Genomic DNA, 10,753 nt, shown 5'->3' on the forward strand with positions numbered 1-10,753 from the left:
TGCTGATAGATGGAAGGTGGCGCGGCTGGCGTCGTCCTCCCGTCAAATCAGAAGGGCAGCCCGTCGGTTTGCGCAAGGCTTTCTAGCTTCTTGCTGAGATTATGTTCCAGTGCGCGCAAGCCCTCACCATTCGGGAGGTACTGCAGTACGCGATGGTGCTGCATGTCAGACGGCAGGTCGTACAGGGATTGTGTGATCGGAACAACATGCTTGCCGAGTGTATGGGCAATCCCTGTTTCATACATGACGTTGGGATTCTTGCCGGTGAAATCAACCACCACCACTGACGACAAATAGATCAACGAAAAGATGTCCTGTATGAACGTCGTGTGATTCCAGATGTCATCCGCGCGAACGCATTCGAAGTGGGGAAAAGCGGCATTCTTGATGGCGTCGTAGACCGGCGTGAAGTTCGGTGCAAACGGCATCATCACCGCAACTTGGTCTGATCTGATCGGCCCGCTAGGAATCTGAAACACGCTGGGTGCAAAGGTAATCTTCCGCTCCGCCGGGGCTGCGGAAATGAACTCGGCGTTCACGTCAACACCGAACTTCTTGTTGACGTAATTCTCCATCACCTCCAGCTTTCGCGGATCACGTGCAGTGATTTGGCGGAGGACTTGAATGACATTGCCCTCGTAGTCCTCGTCGCCAAAGCTCAAACTGCGCAGGAGGCGGTTGTGATTGTGAATTACGTCGGCGTGCCCAGACAGCAGCGCCAGTTCTTCCCAGTTGCCAGCGTTGAAGTGCTCGACAATCTGATCCTTCAGGCGTAGCAACCGGTATCCCGTTTGTTCTTCCATTGTTGTGTCCTAACTAGCTCTGGTGGCCTTTTATGCTATGCCTTCGGCGGGAAAGCGAATACCTGTGCGCCAGCATTCGAGCGAACCTGCCCGGCGCTAGGGGTTTCCCTCCTGAGGCGCACGACTTCCAGCGACGACACGCTTGATTGCTGGCTGAAGAAGCCCGAGGGCAAACTGCACAGAGGCTCAGTGGCAGCCGCCCCGAAGCCAATCGCGTCCAACAGTCCGTCTTTGGTCAGTCCGCCATCTGAGAGAAGCAAATTGATGGTGCGGGGAAGTAAGCGGATTTGCTCAAAGCCTACACGCTCATCCAGCGGCTCTCCTTTGCGCCAGCCGCGAGCACTGTAGTTCTTCCACAGACGCACAGCGTAGTCTTCGTCAATGATGTTAAGTTGCTTGCAACGCATAATCATTGCCCCTATCGACACTTTCCACCGGGCTTTCAGAGCGACGAAGGTGTCCAAGCTGGGGCGGATCAACTCGGCGGCAAACGTTTCTGCAGGGAGAAGAAACGCTGCGGCAAATAGATGCGCCTGCCGCTCTATCTCCGGGTAGCGAGTCTGAAATTCAAGATCGTCTATGTCTCGATGCAAGACCAGGTGGCCGAGTTCGTGCGCAGCATCGAATCGACTCCTGACTCCGTTCGCCTTGTCGGCTGCCAAGAAAACGTAGGGGCGTCCATCCGTGTCGAACCATTGGGAAGCACCATCCATGCGCGTGAACCCTAGCTCCTCGCGCACACAAATTACACCCGCGTTCTCCATCGCCAGCACGACATCCGAGATGGGGCCAAGGCCGAGATTCCACCTACGTCGGCACTCTGCCGCTGCCTGTTCGATGTCAGCGTCAGTGATCTTCAGATGATCGTTTGCACCGAGGCGGGGCACGTTCACTACCGGCCAATCCACCCAATCTTGCAACACGAGGCTGATTTCGTTGAGCCACTTCAGCCGTATGTCTGCAATCGTCTGCGCTTCTTTGGTGACTGAGGTGTTACTTCGATAGAAGCAAACCCTGTCGCCGTACTCTGGCACCTTCGCGAGGAACCACGAGCCGGGCATGCCTAGGTGCTCCGCTATCCGTTCCAGAGCGTCCGACTCTGGAACTTGGTCGCCTTTTTCCCACTTCGATACGGTGCCTGACGAACGCCCGACCTTTGCCGCTAGCGCAGTCTGCGTTAGTCCTTTGCAAAGGCGGGCCTGTGTCAGGCGCTCAGGCTGGAAGCCTGTAACTCCAGTACGCATTGTTAGCTTTCAGAGCCGCGCAAGCGGCGTTTCAGAGTTGCGAACGCCAAGTCCGGTACCTCGATCTGCTCTGCCGGGTGGTACGCGGCCATGACGTCGGAGACGGGCACGAACAAATGCCAATCACGCAGGTTGGTATAGGGCACGCCGACCATGACACTAAAGGGCACCGATTGTGAGTCCCTTCCGTGCTGACGGACAGCCACGATAAGGCATCCAAGGCCATCTGGGATCGGCGCGACCGGGCCGCTGAAAAGATCGGCATTGACCGGCTCAAGCGACTCGTTCACGGCCGCAATCGCCTCGCGGTGCTTCGCCAGCCGAGGGGTGCGGTTGTTGAAGGCGACACAAATCTGCCCGAAGCGAATCTCGCCGCATGCCACGAGGCTAAAGCGCTCCCCCTTCGGTTCAGTATGAGGAGCGGCGACCTCCATCCCGGCATCTAATGCTGCTTTTCGAAGCGCTTCATTGGAGCGGTAATGCTGAAGTTGCGGTTGAACGCGATACCGCTCAGGCTCTTCAAAGGTGCTGGCGTGCTGATGCGCGACAAAGTGCGCAGCTTCAATTTCTTCCACCACGCGTTGGAAGAACACGGCAGGCGTCCGCGACGCGATGTACTGGATAAGCTGGTCCTTCATCGGACGCTGAACAGCTTGCAGGCTCAAGTGATGCTCCCTCTACATGAAGACTCGGATTTGACCCTATTTTTTCTTCGTTTTGCAACTAAGTGCTGGATAGTATAGCCGTTATTGGAGTGCCGACCGAAAATTTGATCGGCATTTTTGCGAGGCCACACACCGCGCACGCGAGGCCGTGTTCCCCCCGTAGGCACCCTCCTGAACGCGCCCGCGAATCGACGCAGGCATCCGCAGTGGTCGGCAAGTCGGCAACGGCGTGCTCACCGTGTTCATGTTCCCGAAGGACGACACGAAGGCCGCTCTACAGGGGCCGACCATCGTGAATCTCATGCCGCAGCCGGTGGCTGATGAGATTACCCGACTGACCAAGGAGCGCGGCACACGCAAGGCCCCCGGGCCTGTGCAATCCCCGACCCTCGACCCAGCCGGGTTCGAGGCCAACCGAAAAGAAGCCATGCGCAAAGCCGGCATCGAGTAACTGAGCGGGCAGTGTGGGGCGGATTCAATCGAGTCCGCCCTGCAATGCTCGTTTCCTACAAGGAGAATCACATGGCGAAGTACATGCCGACTCAGGACCAGATCAACAAGGCCTACGCCCAAGACGAGGAGCTGGGCCTGCCGCGAGGATTGACCGCGAAGCAGATAACGAAGGAATCCGACTGGAACCCGAACGCTGTGTCCCCGAAGGGTGCGCTGGGCTACGTGCAACTCATGCCGAAGACCCTCGCCAACGTCCAGAAGCAGATGGGCCGCACCATTGACCCGACGAACTTCGACGACGCGCTGGCGGCCCACGGGCATGTCATGCGGCAGAACCTCACCAAGTTCGGCAACGTGCCGGATGCACTGCGGGCCTACAACTCGGGCTGGGAGCCTGAGAAGTGGGACAACGAAGAGACGAACGACTACGTGGACACGATCTACGGCCACGGCGCGGAGACGGGTGGTGTCGGGGGTGGCGCGGTTGGAATGTCCACCGTGGCGAAGACGTTGGACCGGAGCCGCCGCCTCCGGGGGAAGGTGCAGGCGATGTCCGATGCAGCCGCCGCGAGCGACGCAGGCCCCATCGGCAAGACGGACACCACGATCCTTGAAGACGCGTCTACGCAGACGATGCAGGTCGCCGCGGATTCGACGCACCAAGTGGGCGCGGTGGAGTCCTTCGCGCAAGCCGCAAGCTGGGACACCCTGGCCGGCGACATCAAGCGCGCCTTCACGCAGGACGCGGCCACGCCGAACTGGACCATCCGTGACGACCAGCAGCAGTCGATGCGCGAGGAGACGCCCGCAGTGTGGGCGAACGACGACCTCCGCAACTACGTGCTGGGCGCGGTATCCGACAAGGATTGGTCGCAGCGTATGGGCAACGCCATCGAGCGGGCCGACTTCCAGAAACGGTACGAGCAGACCGGCGGCATCGCCGACTTTACCGCTGGCGCGATGCAATTTGCCGCTGGCTGGGGCGACCCTGTAATGCTGGCCGCAACCATTGGCGCGGGCGCTGTGGTCAACGTGGCACGTGGCGCAGTAGCTGCCCGCTCCAGCGGACTGCTGTACGAAGCGGCTGCCGGTGCTGCTGGCAACGTGGCGCAGGAAATCACCATGCGCGAGGTTCGCAACCAAGACCTCGACGTGCCGGCCCTGATTCAGCAGGCCATCATGGGCGCGGCCCTCGGTGGTACGGGCCGCCTGTTTGTCCCGCGTGGAAACCACATGCCGGACGCCTCGGAGCGCGCTGCCGGTGCGAACCTGCAAGGCGTAGCCGAGCGCACCATGCGCGACCCGGTGGACCCGGCGCAGTGCGACCCGCTGGCTGGCGATGGCCTGATCGGCCACTCGCTGGACGACGTGTCCGCAAAGAATCCGTTGGCTGGCTTCGACCGCGAAAGCCCGATCAAGACCGGCCAGCCGATGCTGACCTCGGTGGTTGTCCTTGAGATGACATCCTGATGTCGCCGATGAATTCTTGGAATGGTTCTCTTCGCGCTGACCTCTCCGGGGCCAGGAACGGCCGTTCTGGTATAAACGCGTCGAGCGGAACATTTCCTCCAACCGACCCTCGCTGCGGCAGATCATGTCAGATCTACTTCCCCACTTTCGCTATCACCCGAATCCTGAAGCCACGGGCGCTATAGTAGCCAGTGACAGAATATGCGCATGCTGCGATCAACCGAGAGGCTACATTTACGTAGGCCCCGTTTATGGCATCAACGACCTGAATGAGTCGCTGTGCCCCTGGTGCATTTCCGACGGTTCAGCGGCGCGCAAGCTCGGCGTATCCTTTGCTGATAACTATCCACTGCGTCAGGCAAGTGTTCCCGACAACGTCGCCGAAGAAGTCAGTCTTCGGACGCCGGGTTATATCTCGTGGCAGCAGGAGTCATGGCTTGCTCACTGCAATGACGCCTGTGAGTTCCATGGGGACGCTACAGTCGAGGACGTCAGCCAGGCATCTCAAGAAACAAGGCTCAATTGGATTCGTGAGTACAAACAGAACGACGAAGGGTGGGAATTCGCGACGCGCGGATATCAGCCAGGAGGGTCGTCAGCACTGTACAAGTTTGTCTGTCGGCACTGTAAGCAAGTCTTGTTCGGCTGGGATATGTGCTGAACTCACTTCACGGTGGCGGTACCAGTGAGCGCCCGCGTTGGGTCGAACTCGGCCGTCGCTCCGCATTCTGCGGTGGGTATCAGCTTGACTCCAACCAGCTCACAATGCCGCGTTGAACCAAAGCAAAGAGCCACGCCAGGGTAGGGCGTGGCTTGGTACATCAGAGGTTGCTGCTGTCGACAAAATGCTACGCGTGAGTGGCACACCCGCGGGGCGGTTCGCCAGGTGGCCAGGTATTTCTCCGGACTCACCTATTGGCCATCCTGCAGGAGCCGACCGCACGGTCAGTGGCGCGCGAAGCCGGCAGACCAGTTGGATTGCACTGCTCGCCGGAAGCTGGAGATTGGGATGGCTCGTCAGTGCGGTCACATTGGTGTGGTGGCCGGTCTGGTCCCAGACGATCGGGAGTTCGGTAGAGGAGCCAGGGTACTCCCCCGGGTATGTTCCCCGGAAGACGACGATAGCCTTGGTCATGCCATGGCTCCTATTGCAGTCGGACGAACGGCGTGGCCGGGTCAGCAAACGGGTGTGCCGTTTGCGAGGCCCAGACTTGCTTGGCCGGGCGTCCGTAGACAATGACGGCGCCAGTGATTGGCGTGTCTTCGAGGTGAGTGATGCGCGGGTCGGTGGTGAGGCAGATACCAATGCTGGCCGTCTGCAGGCTGTCGAGCGGCTGGCAGTCGCCGAGCCGGGAATTGCTGAGGTCCATCTTTTGCTCCTTTGCGTCCTACGACGCAGTTGAAAGAAGCGCAGGGGAAACCCTGTCCCAAGGCTGCTGCCTGGCGAAAGGACTCCGGACGGACAAGCTTGATGGGGTTCCACCCCGGTATCAGCCGGGGTGGGGAGGTTACGATTCTTGCGCGGAGTCGAAGTAGGCTCGCTCGTCGTCGGCGATACGAACGTGACCGACGGCCGCGAACAGGGTGCCGAAATGGCGGACGGCCGCATAGGCGGCAAAGCGGCGAAGCACCGCGATTTCCTTCGGCGAAGGCTCGCGCGTGACAGCCATTGCGACATTGGCGATGGGACTTTGCGCCGGCGGACGATTCACCATGATGGTGACGCGCGCCAAGGTCTCCCCATGCTTCTTGAGGTTCCCCCAGCCAAGCCGATAGGTTTGCGTCAGGCTATTGATAAGGGAGTGCGCCTTGTCGAACGTGCATGGACGCATCCTTCCTGTCGCTACGTCCAGGTGATGGATGTGCAGCGGATGGCCCGTGATCGCCGGATCCCGCGCCTCCAGGATGGCGTTGCCCTCACGCTTGGTGATCTCGTCCAGATCCAGCGGGACGAGATGCGTCGCCGTGGCGGTCACGAACCACAGCATGTCGGTGGCATTCTGCCACTCATCCAGATAGGCCCGATCGTGCTTGTAGAAGTCGTCCTGGTAGTGCTGCAGTGGCTTCAGCGGACCTTCGACGAAGGCACGCATCTGCTCGAAGAGCGTTTGGGACGGGAACCCTCGGGCGTGGATCAGCGCCATGGCGGCATCGTCCTTGGTCCCAAAATATCCCAGAGGCTTGCTGCCCTGCTCGGCGCACCATTGACCATTTCCGCCAATGAGCGAGCCGGCGCGCAGGCCATTGATCGCGGAGTAGACATCGTAGCGGCCAGACGCGAACTCTTCCAGGCGGAAGATCTGGTTATGGCCCGCTACCCGCGCGGCGGGTTGAGTTTCGATTGCGGTGTTCAACGTTTTCTCCCTCTGCCGAAATCTCGGCGTTAAAAAGGAGATGAGCGCGAAGAGAGGCGCATGCCGATGCCAATTGGATGGGCAGACGCTCTATGGACAATGCCGGCGGGGTGCGTTGAGCGGTTGATCCGTCAACGGCTCGGTGAACTGTTTGCTTCCTGCCGCTGTTGCGACAGCTCCAATCATAGCGGCTTCTGCGGCGATTTGGCAGCCGGATTCGGCGGAAAGCACGCGTCTCGCGGCTGTGGGTTGCGTGGCCTCTGATTGTCGTGCGCCGCCGGGATGCCCGGCAAGGGTATCCGGCGGCACGATGCCTTGCTCAGAGCGCAGCGTCCTTGAGCTTCTTCAGCGGGCGAACCTTGACCTTCACGCTCGCCGGCTTGGCTGCAAACCACTGGTCCACACCGGTGAACGGGTTCTTGCCGAAGCGCTTCTTGGTTGCCGGCACTTGGGTGGCCACCACCTTGAGCAGGCCGGGCAGCGTGAATTCGCCAGCGCCCTTCTTGTGCACGGCGCTCAGTACCGTGTTCTCCAGATGAGCCAACACGGTTTTTACCGTCTTGGCATCGAGCTCAGTCTTTGCGACCAGGTGGGCGAGCAGGCTGGACTTGTTGAACTTTTCCGCCAGTGGCTTGGCGACTGGGGCAGCGGCGGCGGCGGTCTTCTTGGCCGGTGCTGCCTTCTTGGCCACAGGCGTGGCGCTCTTCGCGACAGGTTTTGCTTTGGTTGCCATATGGATGGGTGCTCGTCGTATGTTGAGTGAAGCGCCAGCATGTCGGTGGCATCGGCGCTGCGTGGAGGATAGCAAAATCCATGCGAACTGTGACCCACCGTCGCATTTCCAACACTCTTGCAGGTTCGATCATGCGGCGACAATTATTCGATCGTGGCAGCGATTCGGTCGCAGGTCCTGGAGCTGACCAAGCCGAGCTGCTTGCTGACATCCTCGCTCGAGCGGCCCGCGAGCAGTTGGCGCCGGCAGAATGTATTACGCAGGATTCGGGGACTCATGTCGTCCGCCTCAAAAGCGATCGCCTCCAGCGCAGCGCGCACGATCTTGCCGAGACTCATCTCAAGTGGGCCGCTCTCCTTACGGGGAGCGGCTTTCTTCCTTTCTGGGCTATCGGGAAGCGGAGGTTCCTCGCCGCGACCGCTGCCGCACTGTATCTCCGGAGAATGCGTGTGGTTAAAAATAGCGCCTCCAGAAATCGGTGCGCGGTTTCGCTGCCGTTATCGCATTAATCCAGGTTGCTAGTGCCTGAAGCTCCGCCCCCACTTGTTCGTCGGACAGTTCGCTACGTCGCCACGACAGCCACGCAAACTCGAACAGCGCCTTTAGGTTATCCGGTGCAGCGATGTTGTCGTTGGACAGAATATCTTCAATTGCCTCACCACTCCACTCAGGATCGCGATTCTCCCGGTACTCTGCCCGCGCTGTCCGCACCTGCATGCTGATCTCCATGTAGTCGCGCTCCAGTCCCACGGTATACGTATCGTTGTGGCCCCAGCGCGGGCTGAACAATTCAAATTGGACGTCCATTTTGATCCCCTCAGATGATCGATGGCGGCGCATCACGATGCCCCACGGCTAGAATACACTGCGCGCATGCCTTTCCGGGTTGCCCGCTATGTGATGCAGCAGTGCTGATGCCGCGCCCGTTGAGCTGAGCGTGATCTATCGGCGAGCGAAATTGCGATCGAGTTGCTCTGATGCAAGTCGGCAGCAACCAAGCAAATCAGAGGGAGCCACAAGGGCTCCCGTCACCTCGCACTCGCACGTGGTTTAGGCTGCGGCGTCCTTGAGCTTCTTCAGCGGACGGCGGCATAAGCGCTCCGTGGAGAATAGCAAAAACCAATCGATCTGTGACTCACCGTTTCATCTCGCGCACCGCAAGGGAACCACGGATTGCGGGCTTACGCAGCGTCAATCGTCGCCGCGATACGATCGCAGGTCCTGTTGCTAGCCAGTCCGAGCACCTTGCTGACCTTGTCGCGAGAGCGGCCCGCGAGCAGCTGGCGCCGGCAGAACGTATTGCGCAGGATCCGGGGGCTCATGTCGTCCGCCTCGAAAGCGATGGTCTCCAGTGCAGCGCGCACGATCCTGCCGAGGCTTATCTCCGTGATTGGCGTGCCGCTGGCCTTGAGCGAGAAGAGCAGATCCCCAGCGATCGGCAGGGCGGCACGGCGTTCGAGTCAGGCCGAAAGGATGGGTACGGCGAACGTGTCCAGATGCACGGTGCGGGTTTCACGCGCGCCATGCGCAGGAACATGAAGATAGGGCGGCGCGGCCGCGGGCTGCAGGTCGATCACCTGGGCAACTCGGCTCTCCGCGACCGTGACACCGGTTCCCAGGAAAAACGCGACGATTGCTCGGCTGCGCAGCATCGCGAGATCGTCGCCAGCATGCGGCTGAACGTAAGCCTGCAGCCGGGCATCGGCGTCCTCCGGGAGGAAGATCGGAGCAGGGTCGTCCTTTGGCCACTGACCGTCGCGTGCCAATTTCTCGGCAGGATTGCCTTGTCGCACGCCGATGGCTACCAGGTGGCGGCACAGCCGGTCGAGCAGTTTCAGGTATCGCATGCGGGTGGCTGCACTGTAGCTGCTAGCCTCCGGCACCTGCCAGAAGGCGGCGATGTGGTCGGAGCCGAAGGTGGCCAGGGTCTCGTCGACCGCGAACAGGTGCCGTCGGAAGCGTTCGAACATCGCCTCGTGCTGGACGACGGAGCGCGCGGGGAACGGGCGCCGGTCCGCGCCGGCGGCCTCGCGGGCTTGCCAGTCGGCATAGGCGAGGGTCGGATTAGTTAGCCAGAGGCGGTCGATTTGGTTCATTCCAGAAGGTATATACTGAAAGTCGATCTTCGCAACCACCTACCGCCTCTTCGAGGCGGCTGCTGCTTCCAAACGGGCCGGGGGCGAATGCCCGGAGGGGCGTGCCGCGGTCCATCGACGTTTGGTAAGCTCTCCATCTCGCAGTGTTAGCTGGCGCTGGAGAATCCGGAATGCAGAGGATAGAGATGCGATGGCTACGGCGGTTGCAACGCGGCGTGCAACAGGGTTTTCGCCCGTGCGTTCGGCAGCGTCTTGAGGATGACGGGACGCTGGTCGGTTTGTGCGGGGTCTGAAGCTTCTGAGGGTAGCCGTCGGGCGGTGACGCTGGCCGGAAACGGCTGCGTCCCGCTCAGGATGGTGGCGTCCCAGGGCACCAAAGGGTAGCTAGTAACTACCTGTGTCCACAAACCTTGAGATGAGAGATGCGACAGGCCCCTACCGCCCCTTCTCTGCCATTGGTGTCCTAATTTACTAACGTCCAGTTAGAAGAGTTCAGCAGCCATCAGTGTGTCCCACAAGAAATTTTAATAGTGGTTGCGAGGTTGGCGTAGCGCCACCCTCAGTCAGTCTCTAAACGCCCCGCCTCCCGCAATATTTTTGGGTGGCAGACATGTCTGCTTCTTCGGATTGCTCATGTCACAGACAAAGGACCACGCGGTCCACGGTCCTTGAATGGCATCCGCCGTCAGTTGGGACTTGCGCGCCGGAATGACGTCGCTGAGGCCATACTTAACGGGATTCAGACATTCGTTAATCGGACCTGGCGCCTCGAGGCAAAAAGCGACGGTTACTGGCGTCCCGCAATCGTTCTGAATCCGCTTGTACGCGTCTGCTACACCTTTTCCGCCTTGGGTGATACGTAAGCACCCGGTCATGACCGTCTAGACACTGAAGCACCGATAAGCACAATAGGTCCCCACCTATCGATAAGTGGG

General features: G+C 60.2%; 13 protein-coding genes. 3 read left to right on the plus strand and 10 right to left on the minus strand.

The window, feature by feature from the left end; genetic code table 11:
• Positions 1-47: 47 nt before the first annotated feature.
• Genes AC07XB_RS34315 through AC07XB_RS34325 form a run of 3 tightly spaced genes read right to left on the minus strand, consistent with a single transcriptional unit; the run spans position 48 to position 2,712 of the window.
• Positions 48-803, minus strand: a complete 756-nt coding sequence (locus AC07XB_RS34315; protein ID WP_492831884.1) for a hypothetical protein — start codon at positions 801-803, stop codon at positions 48-50.
• A 35-nt stretch (positions 804-838) separates the two neighbouring features.
• Positions 839-2,047, minus strand: coding sequence for a helix-turn-helix domain-containing protein (locus tag AC07XB_RS34320; protein ID WP_492831887.1), 1,209 nt, complete (start codon positions 2,045-2,047; stop codon positions 839-841).
• 2 nt (positions 2,048-2,049) lie between these two features.
• The gene (locus AC07XB_RS34325) at positions 2,050-2,712 is read right to left on the minus strand and encodes a hypothetical protein (protein WP_492831889.1); all 663 of its coding nucleotides are present in this window, start codon (positions 2,710-2,712) and stop codon (positions 2,050-2,052) included.
• A gap of 229 nt (positions 2,713-2,941) precedes the next feature.
• Here AC07XB_RS34325 and AC07XB_RS34330 point away from each other — a divergent pair, with 229 nt between their 5' ends.
• From AC07XB_RS34330 to AC07XB_RS34340, 3 genes are all read left to right on the plus strand, one after another.
• Positions 2,942-3,163 (plus strand): hypothetical protein, encoded by a 222-nt coding sequence (locus AC07XB_RS34330; protein ID WP_492831891.1) that lies wholly within the window; start codon positions 2,942-2,944, stop codon positions 3,161-3,163.
• Positions 3,164-3,234: 71 nt separating this feature from the next.
• On the plus strand, positions 3,235-4,635 hold the full coding sequence (locus AC07XB_RS34335) for a lytic transglycosylase domain-containing protein (protein ID WP_492831893.1): 1,401 nt from the start codon (positions 3,235-3,237) through the stop codon (positions 4,633-4,635).
• Between the two features lie 124 nt (positions 4,636-4,759).
• Entirely contained in the window at positions 4,760-5,296 is a 537-nt protein-coding gene (locus AC07XB_RS34340) for a CbrC family protein (RefSeq protein ID WP_492831895.1), read from the plus strand.
• Positions 5,297-5,780: 484 nt separating this feature from the next.
• Here AC07XB_RS34340 and AC07XB_RS34345 read toward each other — a convergent pair whose 3' ends face one another.
• From AC07XB_RS34345 to AC07XB_RS34375, 7 genes are all read right to left on the minus strand, one after another.
• On the minus strand, positions 5,781-6,005 hold the full coding sequence (locus tag AC07XB_RS34345) for a hypothetical protein (protein WP_253932976.1): 225 nt from the start codon (positions 6,003-6,005) through the stop codon (positions 5,781-5,783).
• Positions 6,006-6,143: 138 nt separating this feature from the next.
• A complete protein-coding gene (locus AC07XB_RS34350; protein ID WP_492831897.1) occupies positions 6,144-6,989 on the minus strand; it encodes a hypothetical protein in 846 nt (281 codons plus the stop codon).
• Between the two features lie 319 nt (positions 6,990-7,308).
• On the minus strand, positions 7,309-7,722 hold the full coding sequence (locus tag AC07XB_RS34355) for an HU family DNA-binding protein (RefSeq protein ID WP_492831899.1): 414 nt from the start codon (positions 7,720-7,722) through the stop codon (positions 7,309-7,311).
• A 143-nt stretch (positions 7,723-7,865) separates the two neighbouring features.
• Positions 7,866-8,060 carry a hypothetical protein gene (locus AC07XB_RS34360; RefSeq protein ID WP_492831901.1) on the minus strand — a complete coding sequence of 65 codons (195 nt, stop codon included), beginning with the start codon at positions 8,058-8,060 and terminating at the stop codon, positions 7,866-7,868.
• Positions 8,061-8,175: 115 nt separating this feature from the next.
• The gene (locus tag AC07XB_RS34365) at positions 8,176-8,529 is read right to left on the minus strand and encodes a hypothetical protein (protein WP_492831903.1); all 354 of its coding nucleotides are present in this window, start codon (positions 8,527-8,529) and stop codon (positions 8,176-8,178) included.
• A gap of 374 nt (positions 8,530-8,903) precedes the next feature.
• A complete protein-coding gene (locus tag AC07XB_RS34370; protein ID WP_492831905.1) occupies positions 8,904-9,044 on the minus strand; it encodes a hypothetical protein in 141 nt (46 codons plus the stop codon).
• A 138-nt stretch (positions 9,045-9,182) separates the two neighbouring features.
• Complete coding sequence (locus AC07XB_RS34375) at positions 9,183-9,818, minus strand: site-specific integrase (protein WP_492831907.1); 636 nt, start codon at positions 9,816-9,818, stop codon at positions 9,183-9,185.
• Positions 9,819-10,753: the final 935 nt, after the last annotated feature.

The organism is Cupriavidus sp. GW821-FHT02F09 (genome assembly GCF_059421605.1).